Annotated in this window: 17 protein-coding genes and 1 pseudogene; all 18 read right to left on the bottom strand. The window is 40.5% G+C overall.

Going from position 1 to position 16,719, the window contains the following annotated elements:
- Nucleotides 1-56 precede the first annotated feature (56 nt).
- Complete coding sequence (locus IRT38_RS05975) at nucleotides 57-1,364, bottom strand: MFS transporter (protein WP_194597194.1); 1,308 nt, start codon at nucleotides 1,362-1,364, stop codon at nucleotides 57-59.
- A gap of 80 nt (nucleotides 1,365-1,444) precedes the next feature.
- A complete protein-coding gene (locus IRT38_RS05970) occupies nucleotides 1,445-2,083 on the bottom strand; it encodes a transmembrane anchor protein (RefSeq protein ID WP_194597193.1) in 639 nt (212 codons plus the stop codon).
- Nucleotides 2,084-2,094: 11 nt separating this feature from the next.
- Entirely contained in the window at nucleotides 2,095-2,808 is a 714-nt protein-coding gene (locus IRT38_RS05965) for a HupE/UreJ family protein (protein ID WP_194597192.1), read from the bottom strand.
- 5 nt (nucleotides 2,809-2,813) lie between these two features.
- Nucleotides 2,814-3,185, bottom strand: coding sequence for a hypothetical protein (locus tag IRT38_RS05960; protein ID WP_004885566.1), 372 nt, complete (start codon nucleotides 3,183-3,185; stop codon nucleotides 2,814-2,816).
- Between the two features lie 11 nt (nucleotides 3,186-3,196).
- Nucleotides 3,197-6,325 carry an efflux RND transporter permease subunit gene (locus IRT38_RS05955; RefSeq protein WP_004885564.1) on the bottom strand — a complete coding sequence of 1,043 codons (3,129 nt, stop codon included), beginning with the start codon at nucleotides 6,323-6,325 and terminating at the stop codon, nucleotides 3,197-3,199.
- A gap of 14 nt (nucleotides 6,326-6,339) precedes the next feature.
- Nucleotides 6,340-7,815, bottom strand: coding sequence for an efflux RND transporter periplasmic adaptor subunit (locus IRT38_RS05950; RefSeq protein WP_194597191.1), 1,476 nt, complete (start codon nucleotides 7,813-7,815; stop codon nucleotides 6,340-6,342).
- 10 nt (nucleotides 7,816-7,825) lie between these two features.
- Complete coding sequence (locus IRT38_RS05945) at nucleotides 7,826-9,025, bottom strand: TolC family protein (RefSeq protein ID WP_194597190.1); 1,200 nt, start codon at nucleotides 9,023-9,025, stop codon at nucleotides 7,826-7,828.
- A gap of 48 nt (nucleotides 9,026-9,073) precedes the next feature.
- Complete coding sequence (locus IRT38_RS05940) at nucleotides 9,074-9,526, bottom strand: hypothetical protein (protein WP_087548250.1); 453 nt, start codon at nucleotides 9,524-9,526, stop codon at nucleotides 9,074-9,076.
- Between the two features lie 158 nt (nucleotides 9,527-9,684).
- Nucleotides 9,685-10,581 (bottom strand): hydrolase or metal-binding protein, encoded by an 897-nt coding sequence (locus IRT38_RS05935; RefSeq protein WP_194597189.1) that lies wholly within the window; start codon nucleotides 10,579-10,581, stop codon nucleotides 9,685-9,687.
- 221 nt (nucleotides 10,582-10,802) lie between these two features.
- Nucleotides 10,803-11,948 carry a YqaJ viral recombinase family protein gene (locus tag IRT38_RS05930; RefSeq protein WP_194597188.1) on the bottom strand — a complete coding sequence of 382 codons (1,146 nt, stop codon included), beginning with the start codon at nucleotides 11,946-11,948 and terminating at the stop codon, nucleotides 10,803-10,805.
- Between the two features lie 127 nt (nucleotides 11,949-12,075).
- Entirely contained in the window at nucleotides 12,076-13,134 is a 1,059-nt protein-coding gene (locus IRT38_RS05925; RefSeq protein ID WP_075696205.1) for a DUF932 domain-containing protein, read from the bottom strand.
- A 123-nt stretch (nucleotides 13,135-13,257) separates the two neighbouring features.
- Nucleotides 13,258-13,557 (bottom strand): hypothetical protein, encoded by a 300-nt coding sequence (locus IRT38_RS05920; RefSeq protein WP_075696204.1) that lies wholly within the window; start codon nucleotides 13,555-13,557, stop codon nucleotides 13,258-13,260.
- Between the two features lie 133 nt (nucleotides 13,558-13,690).
- Nucleotides 13,691-14,065 (bottom strand): hypothetical protein, encoded by a 375-nt coding sequence (locus tag IRT38_RS05915; protein ID WP_194597197.1) that lies wholly within the window; start codon nucleotides 14,063-14,065, stop codon nucleotides 13,691-13,693.
- A gap of 131 nt (nucleotides 14,066-14,196) precedes the next feature.
- Nucleotides 14,197-14,415: pseudogene (locus IRT38_RS17700) on the bottom strand (J domain-containing protein); the annotation flags it as partial.
- Complete coding sequence (locus tag IRT38_RS05910; protein WP_227592143.1) at nucleotides 14,387-14,857, bottom strand: hypothetical protein; 471 nt, start codon at nucleotides 14,855-14,857, stop codon at nucleotides 14,387-14,389. The pseudogene IRT38_RS17700 and the gene IRT38_RS05910, both read right to left, overlap by 29 nt.
- A gap of 33 nt (nucleotides 14,858-14,890) precedes the next feature.
- Complete coding sequence (locus IRT38_RS05905; RefSeq protein ID WP_194597187.1) at nucleotides 14,891-15,043, bottom strand: hypothetical protein; 153 nt, start codon at nucleotides 15,041-15,043, stop codon at nucleotides 14,891-14,893.
- Between the two features lie 29 nt (nucleotides 15,044-15,072).
- Complete coding sequence (locus IRT38_RS05900) at nucleotides 15,073-15,441, bottom strand: hypothetical protein (RefSeq protein WP_194597186.1); 369 nt, start codon at nucleotides 15,439-15,441, stop codon at nucleotides 15,073-15,075.
- A gap of 1 nt (nucleotide 15,442) precedes the next feature.
- The gene (locus IRT38_RS05895) at nucleotides 15,443-16,567 is read right to left on the bottom strand and encodes a hypothetical protein (protein WP_194597185.1); all 1,125 of its coding nucleotides are present in this window, start codon (nucleotides 16,565-16,567) and stop codon (nucleotides 15,443-15,445) included.
- Nucleotides 16,568-16,719 lie beyond the last annotated feature (152 nt).

The following is a 16,719-nucleotide window of genomic DNA, read 5'->3' as shown; positions in this document are numbered from 1 at the left end:
GTTTTAAATTGTACAACAAACAAACGATGCTTTTCTAATCTATTAGTCGAAAAGAATTATTTAGGCCATTTTTGATGGTAGTCATCAATCACATATTCATGCACATGCACACCATTGATTTGATGCTGAATCACATGTTCATGATCTGGTGGTAAATCATCATGGCTGTGTGGTAAATGAGCCTCATCCTTGGATGGCCACTGACGCATTGCAAGTAATAAAGAAATAGTTGCAATCACTGCCATAGGTATAAATGTTTGTAATGTTCCTATGTTAGTACTGAGCCACCCCACTAAAGGATAAGTCACTAACCAGCAAGCATGTGAAAACGCAAATTGGGCTGCGAATAGAGAAGCCCTATTCTCACTCGATGCAGACTTGCGAATCAAACGACCTGTAGGAGTCTGTGAAACTGAATATCCAATACCAAGCACAAACCAAAGTGCTAACAAACCATTATAAGATGCAATCAAAGAACCAATGAATAACCCAATTACAAGAATTGTCGTTCCCGTCAACATCACTGTTCGATCTGAAAACTTATCCAATATCTTAGGTAAGATGAACGCTGAAAGCATAGAACCTAACCCAAATAAACCAAATGCCCAAGTTGTCGCATTTTCAGTAAGTTTAAATGTCGATTGAACCAATACCACGGTGTTTATAATCACAACAGCACTCGCTGAAGCAATTGCTAGATTTAGAGCAAGTAATGCTTTAAGTCTTGGCGTATTAAAATAAATTTTAGCTCCCTGCTTAATACGACTATAAACGCCTCTAAACTCAGGTACTTTTGCAACTGGCAGTTTTGCACTCACTACAAATAGAGCAGAACCGATAAAACCTAATACTGTTCCCAAAAACAGATTGTGATAGCTCATCAGGGTTAATAAAAATGCTGCCATCATTGGACTGATGATATTTTCTAAATCATAGGCTAATCGAGACAATGATAATGCATTGGTATAGTCTTTTTCTTCAGGAAGAACATCTGGAATCATTGCCTGAAATGTTGGTGTAAATGCAGCAGAAGCAGATTGCAAAATAAAAATGAGAATATAAATTTGCCAAATTTGCGTCACAAACGGTAGACACAATGCTGTTAATGCTCGAATAACATCTAGTCCAACCAATACTTGTTTTCTTGGTAATCTCTCAGCAAATGCAGATGCTATAGGTGCTAAACCGATATAAGCAATCATTTTAATTGCCAATGCAATACCGAGAACTTGAGCTGCCTCCCCCTTTGCAATATCGTATGCCTGTAAAGCTAGGGCAATTGTGATTAACCCCGTTCCGATTAGTGCTATTACTTGAGCCAAAAACAAATGCCGATATATTGTGTTTTTTAGTACTTCTAGCATCTTATGGATTCCTTTTAGAACCTGACTTCTTTAGCAATTGAATCTCCTTGGAATATTATTCCAAGGAGATCGATCAAAACTTAAAAGACTTTCTTCATTTCACTAAACTGCCCTTCTACAAGTAGAGTTACAGTCACTGGCTTTTCCGTACGGTTACGCCAGAACCAACCATGTTTGCCATCAAAAGCTGCCTTTAAGACACCCTGCTGAGTTGTTTCATTCTTTCCTTTTCCATAGCCATGATAGAACCCTTTAGGAGCGTTCACAGGATCACCATGGGTATCATAGTTAAGACCACCTCCTACAGCTTTCCAATCAAAGTTGACACTTGCACTTTGTGGCATCGTCAGTTTCACTTCAGTAGCTTGGCCCGGTTTAAGCTCAATACTAATGCTCTCTTTATTAATAGCAGGCATAATCATTTGATCATTCTCAGTCGCTACTTCAGTCGAAATTTCTTTGGCAACTAAATCAGAGTTATTCACTACCTGTTGAAAATTAATACCATTCTCTGACTCTTCAGCCAGAGATTGTTTAATTTCACCCATTTTCGTTAAACCAAGCACTTTACCCATACCTGTCGGATCAATTGCATACTCCGCAGGCATGACACAAGTAACTAACACAACAACGGCACTTACGGCAGCAATTGCTGTTGATTTAATTAACTTTTTTGAAGAAGGCAATTCGATATCTTTTGGAATTTCAGCGTTATACATAATTTAGATCCTTATTGAGTAATGAAGCCAGTAAGTTGATAGCCAACAAGTAAAAAACCGAGGAACATGAGGAAGACATTGCTTTGATAGGCTGTTTTAAAGAAATAAGGTGTCTTTCTCCAAAACGTCAATAATAACAAGATGATGCACAGAGCCATAAACTGACCTAGTTCAACCCCAATATTGAATGAGATTAAATTTGCCAACAGTCCATCACTCGGAACTTCATATTCCTGAATTTTTACTGCGAGTCCAAAACCATGAATCAGACCAAAAATTAAAGTCGCGATTTTCGTGTTTGGTTGAAAACCAAACCAACGCTGATAAGCCCCTAAGTTATCAAGAGCCTTATAAATTATTGAAAAACCTATGATTGCATCAATGATGTAGGCGTTTATCGAGATATTGTAATAAACACCCACCAGCATCGTAATCGAATGCCCAAGTGCAAATAGGCTGACGTACAAGCCGATATCTTTCATTCGGTATAAGAAGAAGATAATGCCAACAAGAAATAGTAAATGGTCATATCCAGTGACCATATGCTTCGCACCCAAATAGATGAATGGAATGACATGAACGCCATAAATTTCTTGAATATAGCCCTTATCACCTTCTGCTACTCCATGAGCAAAAAGTGTAGGACTTACCAATATGATGAATAAAGCAAGTAATAGCTTTATGTAAGCACTTAATTTCACAATATGTGAAGCAATAATTTGCATGTATATCAAACTCCAAAATTTAAAATGAATTGAAAATCCATTAACTTTTTGGGCGGTTTAAAAATACGACTCACCATCAGATAAACATATTCTTTTGACCAATCTAGAATCGATATCCCCTTTAAGAGATGGGCTAAAGCGGTCGATTTAAGTGCGTCATAGCCAACAAAATGTTCATAGTAATTATCTTGGTGACTATGTGAATGTTGTTGACTTATCTCATGATGGTGAGAGTGAATTGCATCAATTGAAACGTGTCTCTGAAATTCATTTACAGTTACATGCTCATTAAAGTGCAAACATAAAGCGAGACTGATCATGCAGACTAGCCACATCATCACAAATTTGCTTTGTTTATCTCGCAATATATTTGTCATTAAAGATGCCCCTAAACAACCTGTTCAGCAGCATCGTTTGATTTTCTTGACCTACCTTGGTTAAACCACACATATAAGGTTGGCAAAATAATCAAAGTCAGTAAGGTTGATGAAATAATCCCACCAATAACGACAGTTGCAATTGGGCGCTGAACTTCAGAGCCAATGCCTACGTTTAAGGCCATCGGAATAAAACCTAATGAAGCGACCAAAGCTGTAATCAACACGGGACGGAGTCTTTCCATTGCACCATGTTTCACTGCATCAATGACACTTTCACCTTGAACTCTAAGTCGCTGAATGGCTGAAACAAGAACCAAACCATTCAGCACAGCAACACCCGATAAGGCAATGAAACCCACAGCCGCAGAAATGGAGAATGGGATATCACGTAGTGCTAAAGCAATCACACCACCTGTTAGTGCAAATGGCACACCTGTGAATACCAAGATACTGTTTCTAACATTACCTAAAGCCATATAGATCATGGCAAAGATCAGAATTAAAGCAATCGGTACTACAACCATAAGACGATTTGAAGCAGATTCCATTTGCTCAAACGTACCGCCCCAAGTCAGCCAATAACCATCTGGTAATTTAAAATCAGCAGTCAGCTTAGATTGTGCTTCTGAAATGTAACTACCAATATCAGTTCCACGAACATTTGCTGTAATGACGATACGACGTTTACCATTTTCGCGAGAAATCTGGTTTGGTCCTTGAACATTTTTTAACTCGATCAATTCTGATAAAAGAACACTCGAACCATCAGCTAAACTCACAGGAATCTGATAAAGCTTCTCTAGGTCTGTTACCGAGTTTTGGTCCATGCGTACCACAATGTCGAACTTTCGATCTCCTTCAAACACCTTACCTGCTGTCTCGCCTGTAATTAGACTAGAAACCTGTTTTTGCACATCCTCTGCATCAAGCCCATAGTTGGCAATCATGTCTTTTTTCAGCTCAACAGAAACCATGGGTAAACCAGACATCTGTTCGACTTTAAGATCAGCAGTACCATTGACTCCCTCTAAAATCTTAGCGGCAGCGTTTGCTGATTCAAGTAACTGTTCCAAATCATCACCATAAATTTTTACGGCAACATCGGTTCTGACACCTGAAATAAGTTCGTTAAAACGCATTTGAATCGGCTGTGTAAACTCATAATTGTTTCCATATACGCCTTTAGATACGCGTTCAATTTCAGCAACAACCGCAGACTTTTCCTTATCAGGATTAGGCCACTGACTACGAGGTTTCAGCATGACAAAGTTATCTGCAACGTTAGGTGGAACAGGATCAGTCGCAATTTCAGCAGTCCCTACTTTGGCAAAAATAGTCTGAACTTCTGGAATTTTCTTAATCTCTTTTTCTAACGTGTATTGCATTTCAATTGCTTGAGTCAACGACGTGCCAGGGATACGCAAAGCATGTAGTGCCACATCTCCCTCATCCAAGGAAGGTATAAACTCTGAACCTAAACGAGTCGAAAGACTTGCACTAAAAACAAAGAAAATAGAGACAAAAGCAATTAGCAAATATCTGTGATTTAAAGACCAATCTAAAATTGGGTTATAAAACCTTTTGATACCATGAACGATTTTTGACTCTTCTTCTTTAATTTCACCGGTAGTGACCAATGCCACCATTGCAGGGACAAACGTAATTGAAAGTATCATTGCTGCCACTAAAGCCATAACCACTGTTGCAGCCATTGGTGTAAACATCTTTCCTTCAACACCAGTCAAAGTCATTACAGGTAGATACACCAAGATAATGATCAATTGACCATAGAGAATCGCTTTGCGGGATTCTTTAGTCGCCTCAAACACAGTCGTAAAGCGTTCTTGCCTTGTTAAAACTCGCCCAAGCTCTTTTTGTTTAATTGCCAACTTTGCTAAGGAAGCCTCAACAATTACAACAGCACCATCTACAATAATCCCGAAATCTAGTGCCCCAAGACTCATAAGGTTTGCACTAATTTTTTGGTTCACCATACCTGTGATTGTCATCAGCATGGATAATGGAATAACTAGAGCTGTAATCAGCGCAGCACGGAAATGACCAAGAAATACAAACAGAACAACGATTACTAGAATCGCACCTTCTAAAAGATTCTTTTTCACCGTCTGTATCGTTGCATCAACCAAAGTTGTACGGTTATAGACCGCTTTTGCTTCTACACCTTCTGGTAATGATTTTTGAACTTGCTGTAGTTTTTGATCAACAGCATGAGCAACATTTCGTGAGTTCTCACCGATAAGCATGAATGCTGTACCCAGTACAATTTCTTGCCCATCTTTAGTTGCGGCACCTGTACGTAATTCGTGACCAATAGATATTTTGGCAACATCTTTCAATCTGAGGATATAACCATTGCTCGTCGTAATCGGGATATTCTGGATTTGCTCAATTGAGTTAATTTGAGAATCAGAACGAATCAAATACTGTTCACCATTTTTCTCAATATACCCCGAGCCTTTATTCATGCTGTTCTTAGAGATAGCCTCTAAAATCGCCTTCTGATCCAGCCCTATGCTACGTAAATAAGCATAATCAGGTTGAACTACAAATTGTTTGAGATAACCACCAATGGTATTGATTTCATTAACACCCTCTACATTTCGAAGTTGAGGTTTAATCACCCAGTCTTGTAAGGTGCGTAATTCCGTTGGTGAAAGTGGATTAGGATTGTTCTTGGCATTTTCAACGGTATACATGAAGATTTCGCCAAGTCCTGTAGAAACAGGCCCCATAGAAGTTGCAATTCCAACGGGAAGATTTGGTGTCACCCCTTGTAGCTTCTCATTCACTAATTGTCGGGCAAAATAAATATCCGTCCCTTCTTTGAAAATTGCCGTCACTTGTGACAGGCCATAACGAGAGACTGATCGGGTATAGTCTAAATTTGGAATACCAGCCAAAGCCGTTTCAATAGGATAAGTCACCTGAGACTCCATCTCCATTGGAGAGAGTCCTTGAGCTTCACTATTAATCTGAACTTGTACATTCGTAATATCGGGAACAGCATCAATTGGTAGCTTAAAATAGTTATAAGCCCCCAATGCACCGACAAATAGGAATACGATGAGTACAAGCCAACGATTCTTAATCGAGAGTTTAACAATCTGATCAAACATATTCGCTACTCCCCTTAATGGTCATGAGTAGCGCCAGATTTACCTAGCTCTGCTTTTAAAAGATATGAATTTCCTGCGGCATAAACCTGTCCTATTCGTAATCCAGATTTAACTTCCACATACCCATTGTATTTATCGCCAAGCTCCAGAGGTCGAGCTTCAAAATCGTTACCAACACGAATGAATACCACGTCCCAATCACGGAAATTCTGTAACGCATCTTCACGTACAACCATTGGCTTTTGACTTTGATTTTCAAATATTTGAGCCGTAATTAACTGTCCAGAACGCCACTTAAACTGATTTGGTATCTCAATAAATACTTGCGCTGTACGTGTCTTAGTATCGATGACATCACTAATATATTTGATCTTGCCCAATGCCTCTTCTGTGCCTGTCGGACTTTGAGGTTTAACTTTGACTCTGTTTGTAGGGTTTATAGCATTAAGCTTGTCAGCAGGAACATTTACTACCGCCAAGAGTTGCGAAGTATTTGCGATTTTAAAAATAGGGGTTGAAGAGCTTACATTAGATCCAACAGCACCAAGGATTTCTAATATTGTTCCTGACATTGCTGCACGAACTTCAACTGTTCCATTACCTGAACCGCCATAAGAGCTTATTAAGTTATTCAACTCATTTGCACGAGTTTGAGCAGCATCAAAATCTCTCTTTGCAGAAATATAATCAATCTCAGGTGATACACGCTTTTGCCATAATGCTCGTTCTTGTTCCATTTTTTGGCGAGCAAACCGTAGAGTATCCAAAGCAACTTTACGATCCGCATTAAAACGAATTAAATCTTGGCTTTGGACAACAGCAAGTAAGTCTCCTTGACTTACTTTATCCCCAATATTACGGTAGGTTTTTATCAGTGTTCCACTGGCTTTTGGTGCAACAAGGCTTTCAAAATTATCAGGAAACTTCAATTCACCTTTCAGTTCCAAAGCATTTTCAAACATCATTGGTTCAACTTTTAAAAGCTCTAAACCACTGCTCTTAATACTACTGTCTAACATGGTGACACGACCTTCTTTCGTATCCCACTTCCAAGTATGTTTTTTTCCTTGATAATCGACATTTACAACCATTAGAAACGAATGTGGCTCATAGACAATTTCATTTCCAATCAAGTAATCACTCTCTGGTTTAAATTGAATATTCTGCTCAGCATCTAAACGCTTAATGTAAATATTCGCTTTTAAGTCTTCAGGTTTAAGTGGCTTGTCTTTCAAATACCCATAAACACGTAGGTGTGGTTCCACTCCTTCTTCAAATATCTTAACCTCAGCAGAGAAATCTCCATCTCGATACAAACGACCACCATGTGGTCCTTTCTCATCTCCAGCTACAGCTACTTTTTCTTCGGCGACCTCACCATGTCCACTCGCTTGTGTCTTATTTCCGGTTTTATACCAAGCAATAGCACATAAGACGATAAGTAAGGCAACGACACCAGTTGCAATCAATGTATTGGTTTGTTTATTCATATTCTTGCCCTTATTCTTGATCTAAATGAGTAATGTAGTTGCGCTCGACTTCTGCAATTTCTGTCTGCAAAGCCAACCACAAATCGAATCGAGCAAGATGTTTGTCTAGCCAAATTTGCTTGATGTTATTGAACTCAAGTAAAGAGTTTTTCCCTGCTTGGTAACCCATCTCTGCAATTCGCAGGCTTTCATTTGTTGCGGGCAAAACGGTTTGATCATATTGCTTAATCGCATCAATTAAATTTGAAACCTCAATTGATTTGTTTTCCAATTCAATTTTAGAGTTACGACTCACAAGCACAGACTGTGTTTCTGCTTTCGTATGCTCTGCTTGAGCAATCGCAATATTGCCCTTATTTCGATTAAAGACATTGAGAGGTATTGACGTTGAAACTTGGAAGACTTTGTCATTGGTTTCTTGGTAGTTCCTAACCCCTACTCCCAAAGTAATATCTGGTATTGCTTCTTTACGGGCCAGTTCAAACTGAGTCTTTTTCAGCTTCGAATTCAGTGTTGCTTCTTGCTCAGACAAACTTATTTTGTTTGTGAAATTAAAGCTTAACGGAACCTCCAATGCATTACTTGGCAGGTTGGAAGTGAACTTAGAGCACAGATTTTTCTGGAACTGAATCTTCTTCACTTCATTTTGATGGCGCAATTTCGATTCAGATGAAAGTGCTATGCTTAGTTGAGCATCGGAAGGAATTACTCGCCCGTACTTAAGCCGTTCGGAAAGAACGTTAGCTTGTCTGGCATTCAATTTACTCTCAGAAGAATAAATTTCAGCACGCCGAGTAGCTACATACCAGTTCGCCATACAGATTCTTAAATCTGCTTTGAGTTCAGCCTGACGTTTTGCTATTTCGAACTCATTACGATCACCTTGAAAACTCGCAATCTGTTTTCTCAAGGAAAGTTTATTACTGAGAGGAATCTCTTGTGACAGTCCCAACAAGGTTGTTGGGCCATCCAAATCCTTCAGTTTAGAATTACCGAGATTATCCAACTCCACATTGAAAGTCGGATTATTTAATCTACCAGCAAACTTTTGATTTATTTCATAAGCTTGCTCGGACTGCTGTAAGCTATTGAGTACAGCATCACTTGCGATTACCTGCTTTTGTAGTTCAGCATAATTCGTTTCCGCAAATGCGTTTGCTGCCGTTACTACAAAACCACAGCTAAGAAATAGCTGATAAATTTTAGACATGACTTTACCTATACAAAAAAATGAAGAATTATTTTTTGTATAGAAAAATCAATTTCTTAGAACAATAAGAGCTTTTGTATAGGTATAAGAATTACGTAAAATAAATATTCTTTTTCTAAAGTCAAATACCCGAATCTGATGTTCAGATAACTTTAAGAACAGAAAAATAAGAGCAGTGATAAAACTTAGAATAAACACAGGGTCTATGCTTAGATCACTATCAGAAGAAATAGGCTTCACCGAGTGATGGTAGATTGGCTCATCAAAATTCTTCCAACTATGTACTTCTGCCTCATGATCAGCAGTACTTCTGGGAGAATCCTTTGAGTGCTGCAAAGACCAATGACTAGATGCATCATCTTCCACAACAATACTTAATTCATGTTGGTGTTCAATATTTTCAAGTAAAACAGGTGCCCACGCATGAACTCCCGTAATTGTTATCGTAAACAAGAACAGGATAAATGCGAGTATAAGCTTAGACAACCTACTTGAACGCATAACGATGGACATACTTCTGATTTGCTAACAAAATACTAAAAAGCGTTATTAAAGTAAATCCATCTCTTAGATATTCTAGAAGTGAATATCTTCTTATCTATAGACCAAAATCTGCAAAAAAAAAAGAGTACGAGTACTCTTTTCTAATTAAATTCATTTCAATTCAAAGCCTGCACCGACTGCTGCAAGCCTTTCTGAATATCCTGCACATGGCTCAGGTCATGTGTTTGTTGAGACTGTTCTGGTCTTGATTCATCTGTATAAAATTCCTCAACAATATCCAGCCCCTCTTCACCTCCCACCTCAAAGCTGGCATTGCCATAACCCTGCCGTGCCACATGGTCCAACGCCTCCTGATAAAATCCTACTGCCTTGCTTTGTTCATCGATCTGATTGGCTGAACTAATCGCATCTTTCAGGTTTGTGCCATCCCTTAAGGTTAAATCCACGTAGTAGATCTGGGTACGGTAGCTTTGAGTGGTACTCTTGCCTCTTAGCATTAGTTGCAATGGTAAACATGAAAGCAAGTCACCTGAAGCCGAGCTGTAATAACGTAATCGTGCTGCCAAAGTTCGAATACTATTAAAACCTGTGGTTCTAAAGATGAATGTACCGAATTCATCCGATTCATCGAGATTGACGTAAAGTCTGCCATAAGGTTTACATAGTCCACCTTGAGCCAACGGACATAAATCAGGTGATGGACATGGATGTTGTTCAATGCCATTTTGTCCAAGTCGCTGACAGGTTTCACCATTGCCTGAGCAGATTAATCGTCCAGTTTGTCGGTCAAACAGACTGTACTCTGCCCTTAAATTTAGTTCAGGATCGTTAAAGATCATACGCACTGGAATGCTTCTGAGTTTTTGGTTCGGTGCTTTGGCTCGTAGTTGTTCATCTAATGGGTGCTTGAACCATCCATCTTTCCCTTGAATTTGACTGGTAATGGTAAATTGATCATCTTTTTCAGGGACACGCTTACCATTCTTTTCCACGACCTTGCCAATACTGATACGACCTAGTACGGGTGGTGTAATTGCGAGACCTTTGATCATAATGTATCCTCTATGGAGTTTAAAAGTTAAGCCATAAAAAAACCCTACGTTCCTAGAGGACGTAGGGTTTCTTAATCTGAGCTAGTTGTTTGTGTGGTCTATTGAGACGAGATGTTGAAATATAAAAGCACGGTTTTAACCGTGCTTTCAAATGAATGACTTTAATACTACTGGTCATGCTTTCCTTATTTTTGACTTTTACATTGTGGATAAAGAATGAGTTATCCACCATTCGGATAAATCTGAAAACGCCGTGTACCCACTTTAGTTTGTGGGAACTGCTGGAGGTATTCAGGGTATTGTTTCAATAAAGCCTTAGTGTCTAAGCTGATAGAGTCTTGTGACTTCCTCCATGTCACTGAGCCACCTGTAAACACAGCACGTTCTGCATCTTTCATCATCATTTGTATTTGATGTTTTAATTCATCGAAATACTGTTGGTGTTGTTCAACTTTGTGCCGCTCCTCAAGTAATTGATTAAAGAGATAGTTAGCCTGTTCATTTTGGCTGAGGTCTTCTACGGTCAGAGGTATCTGCTCTGGATAAAGTTGTTGTAAGGCTCTAGCAGCGGAATCCGAAGCATCGACACTCGGTGGAATACCTGATTCCACACATTGCCAGAAGTGACGTTCAGCATTGATGATGTGCTGGATCACGGTTTCATTTCTTGTCACTTTATAGATTTTGGTTTCATGTCCACAGATCAAGGCACAGATATGTGCCGCTTGTTTGCCTGTTACCGCCAGTTGGTGCTGTACTTGGCACAGTACATACAGTGGTACACCATCCCGCCAAAGCTTTGCACCATATTCCCCTACGGTTTTACATTCTAGAATCTGCACTTCATCGCTACCGACTACGGCATAATCCAAATTCGCCAACATAAAGTGTTTGTCTTCATCAGGATGTTGTAGCACGGCATTAACTCGACGGACTTTATGGTTGGTATGCATGCTGTAGTATTCAGCCACCAAAGGTTCAAGCTGTTTCCCCCAATACAACGGTGCATAGCCTGCACTTTCATCTTCAATGTTTTGTTGCATGCGTCCTGTCTTAATCATCCAGAGTTCGAGCATCGACATATAGGGATTCAGTCCGCAGGCCGTTGCAGCATCACTGCTGCCAATGCCTTGCTTTCTGACTTCAAGCCATTGCTGGTAATTGAGTTGCTTGGTGTTAGCTAAGCGTTTAGCAACAGGTGTTCTGCTTTTGCGTGGTTGTTTAGTTTGAGCTGGATTGGATGAATGACGTTTGCTTCGGGTGCCTACTTCGACCTGTTGGGTAGGTGGGGTTGGATTAAGCTGAGGTACATAAGGCAATAAGGGTAGATGGTTTAAAGTATTTTGAATTTGAGTATTACTATTCATTATGAATATTCCTGTATGAATAAAATCGTAAAAGCTAAATTTCAGGCATAAAAAAAGCCACATCTGAGGAATGTGGCGAAGGGTGTTATTGCTTAGGCTAATATAGCTTGCTTAACTGAAACTGAATTTATGCCATCATTCTGAGTGCTTGTTCTAAGCCACGTTGTTTAATCGCAGCCCCTGCTCCGAACCATGCTGAATCGAGGCGATGATCGGTGCTCATGGCACGTCTTTCGTGATCGACGAATTCCGTGATTGAGCATAACAAACCATAAGCGGTGTCTTTGGCTGAACTGAGTTCTGCACCTCGTCCATGTCCGTTAAACATAGTCATGACTTTTGACATGGCACGTCCATTGGGTTCAGTTTTGTTGTCGGCTTTTGATGAGTTTGTTTGATTCGGTATGGCTACATTTCGATAAAACTGAATAATGCTTTCATCCTGTTCAGCGATACTCAGATTAGTATTGTTAAATACCGCATCAAAGTAAGCAGCTGCTTCTTGTTGCGTTACTTTACGTTGACTGAGCTGCTTCATTTCATACATGTGTTCATCCCATGCTCGGACTGAAATGCCCAATTGCTGTTTAACTTTTTCCGCATCGAAACGAGTACTGTGCGGGACTTTGACCACACCTGTGTTGTTCGATCCAGCGTTTTGTGCTTTGAGTGCAATGGCCAAGGTGTTATTACACACCACCCGAATAGACGTGAATTGGGCTGTTGTAGCAAGAGTGCCATCACACGCCGTCGCTAAAAGAATGTAGCCATTGCTGACATCTTTACCTTTCAGTGCTGAGGTCTGTCCAGTTTTGGCTAATGCCCAGAATTTCTTCCCACCTTTGAGTACCCCCGCAGTTTCCAACTCAAAGCCTGATTGTTCAGTTAGATCACGATAGAACTCTAAGATGTCTTTGGGTTGTACTTCTTGAAAGCGTTGACTGACCACCGATAAAGGTGCATGGGTATCAGAACGATACAGCACTCGTTGTTCTTCAAAAGGTAAGATGATGTTTTGTCCGCGTTGGTTTTTCGCCATGTAACTGACATCAGAGGATTCAATACGCCAGTCCATACCTGCTTGTTGCGCCCAAACTTCAATGGGTTGATTGGGTGTGAGTTGATTCCCCAAGCCATGCCAAGGGGTTTGACCTGTGAATGCCATTGTTTCAACTAAATGTGCCATGAGCAGAATTCCTCTATAAAAATAAAGATGTGATGTTTAAAACTTAAAATGCAGTGTGCTTAGGGGTTTTGCAGCAAGGGTTGTTGCAGCTAGCGTTGAGACAGTGATGAATGCGGTAATTCTTTAATCAGCCACGGCAAAGCTTTGTCCGCATTGCAAACATTGGTAATGTTGAGCCGCGTGGTAATGTCGATAAAAGTAATGTTGACTGACCAAGATCAATACGCCCCCTGCAACTACACCAATCAATCCACCGACATACGGGGGAATGCCCGCACTTCTTGCCAGCTTTATTCCAAGTACAGCCATCGTGAAGGGTGAGAAGTTTTCTAGGATTTTTTCAAAATATTGAGGGCCATGCGCTTGTGTGGCTTTCAAGATCACCTGATCTGAATGGCAATAAGGACAATGTACGGGATTCATCATGAATGTCCTCGTCGTGAGTAAAGTGATGACAAGCATTCTCTGTAGGCATAAAAAAACCATGCCCAATATGGGCATGGTTGTTTGCTTGCTTTTGCGCTATACAGTGATACTCGTCCTGAGTTTTGCCGTGTTATTTAAAGCGATAACTTGCTGCACCTTGATCTGTTTCAATATCAACTTTCACAATCGATTCGTAAGAGCAGTTTAAATATAACTCTAAGGCTTGGCCCATTTGGAAATGTGCGGGTAATTGAATGGGATTACGGTAGCGTGCGGTATATCCACAACGTCCATTATTCACATCCACTTTATTCAGTGTGATTGGATTTGCATCGAGTGAACGGATGGTGAGGATCACATAAGTCCGATCGTATAATCCGCCTGGGCTATATTCCGTATTGAGCGTAACTTCCATTCGTTCAGGATTAAATTCAGTACCACATCCCGATAAGCTCAAAGGAAGTATGAGTAGTACAGGCAATAGGAAAGTCTTCAATTTATTCATCATTATTTTATCCTCTATTTGATAAGGCTTGATTTGTGTTTGGACAGTCGTCAGCGATTCATTGCGTTCGCTTGGTGCTGGTTGTTCAAATAGGTAATATGTATCTGAAATTTCTTTATATTGATTTTCCGTCAAAGCGACGCTAGCAGTGCTTCTAAACAACTGCGTGCTTGATTGATCTGCTGCGCCTGTTGTTCAATCAATTGCATCACTGCTGGAGGTAATTGTTGGTATTGGTCAGGATGGAAGTCAGCCATCTTACGACGGTATGCAAGCGTGAGGCTTGGTCGATCTAATTGTTCAGGGGTGATATCAAGTAACTCACACGCAGTGAGTTGTACGGGTGTCAGCTGATGGATCGGTATGAGTCTGCGTTTGAGCTTTGGCTAAAGCACAATATTGATTGAGGAAATCGGCCAACAGACGTATTCCTGCTTTTTCAGGTTGGGCCAAGCTGACTTTGACTGTGCCATTGATCACCAGGTGTTTGCTGAGCAGTCCCATCGAATAGCCAACCGAGCTAATCGATTTCAAGGGATAAGCATTGGCACTGGCAAAGGCTTCTTTGAAGTAGATGCCTTGATCGGTTAAGCACAAGCCATTTTTCCCCTGTCCAAAGACGGTTTCATCGACTAAGACCAAGACTTCTTCAGCGTGGGTTTGTGCAGGTAAATAACTCATCGCACCCAGAATCTTATTCATGGGAATCTGTGGAGCGACATAAATGTTTGGGTCAGCTTGTAGTAAAGCCAACTGAGCAAACTGTTGTTTAAACTGATTAAAGTCCATCATCGATTTTTCACTCTTGTTCCCATGAAGGCCTGATCAAAATATAAATTTCAGTAATTGAAACGGCCACATGATGGCGCGTCCAAAAAGGTAGGCTGCAATTGGTCCACTGTCTTCAATCCGCCAAAGCAGATAAAACCAATACAGCACCGCAATACTGAGATAAGTGATCACTATTTCTTTATTCATGTTTTTTCTTCGCTTTATCTTTGTTTTAACTATTCATTCGGCGCGATCAGTTGCCAACCAATATCAGAGTCGAAGGGCCGTAGATAGATCGTTTGCTCTTGGATAAACGATTGCTTATATTCATCGTCAAAGCGTTCAACATGCACTTGGCAACTGTAAAGGTCATATTTGGAGCTGGTGCCTGTCTGCCCTGCAAATAAATTACCGACTTGGCATTGTTGTAACTTGATCTGTATCACCGAGTGATCTTGGGCATGCAATAGTTGAAGTATGGCATTTGCTTTAGGAATTTCCCGCGCTGCATCTTGTACTCCACAACCCGTTAAACTCCCCAGCAATAACAGGGTGCTGACGACTCCAGTGCTGATACGAGACTTGAGTTGAAATGGTTTGAACATTTTATAGTGCTCCCTCAGTTTCACTCGATGCAGCCTCTAAACTCAGTTGAGTGAGTTCTTCTTCTGTTGGTGGTCTAGATTCCAAGATGGGTTCTGGGGCTTGTTGCTCAGGTTCTCGGTAGTTTTTTAAGCCAAATTGAAACGGTAGTTTTTGTTGAAGTGGATATGGCTGTTTGGAATTGAGGCTTTGATTAGACTCATCTGCAATTAATGGACGGGTGCTTAAATACAGTTGTGAGGGATTAATCGTAGCTAAACGTAGGTAGCGGTCATCATTGTTGTTGTGTTGATAGAGGATGACTTGATCGATGCGGAGTTGTCCTTGTTGCACACTGAAGATAAAACCTAGATAGTTTCGTTTATCTCGTTCATCTCTCAAATTGCCGAGTATGATTTCGGCATCCTTCACTGAGGCACTAAAGATCAGGTTTAAGGTCGAGACCAATGAGGAATAATAATCCGCTGTGGTGGTGGATGAGGCTTGGATGTGCATCACTTGACGATCTACATCATATTGCGCTGAATCTTCCGCTGTGGGACTCAGTACATTGATTGGGATCGGTGCAGCCAAGTAATTTAAGGCATCTTCGAGTCGCCCTAAGTCGACGTTGACCTGAGCCGTGAGTTTTTTATGTTTAGCATTTTCAGCGTGTAGGCGTTGTTGGTACTGCTCCGTGGTTTCAAACTCACCTTTGCCTTGCCCTTCAACAGGAGTTTTAAGAAAACGAGCATGGTTAATCACGAGATCATTCGCACTGGCAAACAGGTCATTGTTTAGAAATTCCTGTAAGGATTGCTGTCCTGGTTTTTCTACTCCCAGCACCAAGATTTGATTTGCTTTGAGTTGCAGTTTGTCTCGGAACTGTTGCAGCGCAGATCGATTGCCTTCTTGAGCATGCAGATAATCACGGAAACCTGAAACATCAGCTTCGGCTAGTTGTTGATTTAAAAATGGTTGTAGAAATTTGGCCTCGACCAGAACAGGTCGATGTGTTGGTTCAAGTCGTTGGCTGAGTGCTGCATTTTCGTCAGGGCGTAAAACTTCAGTGGAAGCATTTTTATTTCCACAGCCGATCAGTAAAAATGATCCGAGCACACAGACAAACAGAGGATGGAGATCCTTCATTTGTTTACCCCAGATAAAATTATTGTTTTATGTATGCTGCTATTGGTTTAGTGATGACAAAGCCATACACAGCACTGGGGTAGATTCAAATCAGGAAATTTTAAAAATTGTATACGCATGAGGCGACTCCTATATGCAGTTAGAAGTTCTAC

The sequence above is a fragment of the Acinetobacter sp. SK-43 genome (genome assembly GCF_015351505.1).
Taxonomy (GTDB): Bacteria; Pseudomonadota; Gammaproteobacteria; order Pseudomonadales; family Moraxellaceae; genus Acinetobacter; species Acinetobacter junii.
This window is presented reverse-complemented; position numbering and strand designations above follow the sequence as displayed.

Bases quoted from the DNA above. Each gene is read 5' to 3' on its own strand.
- IRT38_RS05975 (WP_194597194.1), bottom strand. From the start codon at position 1,364: ATGCTAGAAGTACTAAAAAACACAATATATCGGCATTTGTTTTTGGCT.
- IRT38_RS05970 (WP_194597193.1), bottom strand. From the start codon at position 2,083: ATGTATAACGCTGAAATTCCAAAAGATATCGAATTGCCTTCTTCAAAA.
- IRT38_RS05965 (WP_194597192.1), bottom strand. From the start codon at position 2,808: ATGCAAATTATTGCTTCACATATTGTGAAATTAAGTGCTTACATAAAG.
- IRT38_RS05960 (WP_004885566.1), bottom strand. From the start codon at position 3,185: ATGACAAATATATTGCGAGATAAACAAAGCAAATTTGTGATGATGTGG.
- IRT38_RS05955 (WP_004885564.1), bottom strand. From the start codon at position 6,325: ATGTTTGATCAGATTGTTAAACTCTCGATTAAGAATCGTTGGCTTGTA.
- IRT38_RS05950 (WP_194597191.1), bottom strand. From the start codon at position 7,815: ATGAATAAACAAACCAATACATTGATTGCAACTGGTGTCGTTGCCTTA.
- IRT38_RS05945 (WP_194597190.1), bottom strand. From the start codon at position 9,025: ATGTCTAAAATTTATCAGCTATTTCTTAGCTGTGGTTTTGTAGTAACG.
- IRT38_RS05940 (WP_087548250.1), bottom strand. From the start codon at position 9,526: ATGCGTTCAAGTAGGTTGTCTAAGCTTATACTCGCATTTATCCTGTTC.
- IRT38_RS05935 (WP_194597189.1), bottom strand. From the start codon at position 10,581: ATGATCAAAGGTCTCGCAATTACACCACCCGTACTAGGTCGTATCAGT.
- IRT38_RS05930 (WP_194597188.1), bottom strand. From the start codon at position 11,948: ATGAATAGTAATACTCAAATTCAAAATACTTTAAACCATCTACCCTTA.
- IRT38_RS05925 (WP_075696205.1), bottom strand. From the start codon at position 13,134: ATGGCACATTTAGTTGAAACAATGGCATTCACAGGTCAAACCCCTTGG.
- IRT38_RS05920 (WP_075696204.1), bottom strand. From the start codon at position 13,557: ATGAATCCCGTACATTGTCCTTATTGCCATTCAGATCAGGTGATCTTG.
- IRT38_RS05915 (WP_194597197.1), bottom strand. From the start codon at position 14,065: ATGAATAAATTGAAGACTTTCCTATTGCCTGTACTACTCATACTTCCT.
- IRT38_RS05910 (WP_227592143.1), bottom strand. From the start codon at position 14,857: ATGATGGACTTTAATCAGTTTAAACAACAGTTTGCTCAGTTGGCTTTA.
- IRT38_RS05905 (WP_194597187.1), bottom strand. From the start codon at position 15,043: ATGAATAAAGAAATAGTGATCACTTATCTCAGTATTGCGGTGCTGTAT.
- IRT38_RS05900 (WP_194597186.1), bottom strand. From the start codon at position 15,441: ATGTTCAAACCATTTCAACTCAAGTCTCGTATCAGCACTGGAGTCGTC.
- IRT38_RS05895 (WP_194597185.1), bottom strand. From the start codon at position 16,567: ATGAAGGATCTCCATCCTCTGTTTGTCTGTGTGCTCGGATCATTTTTA.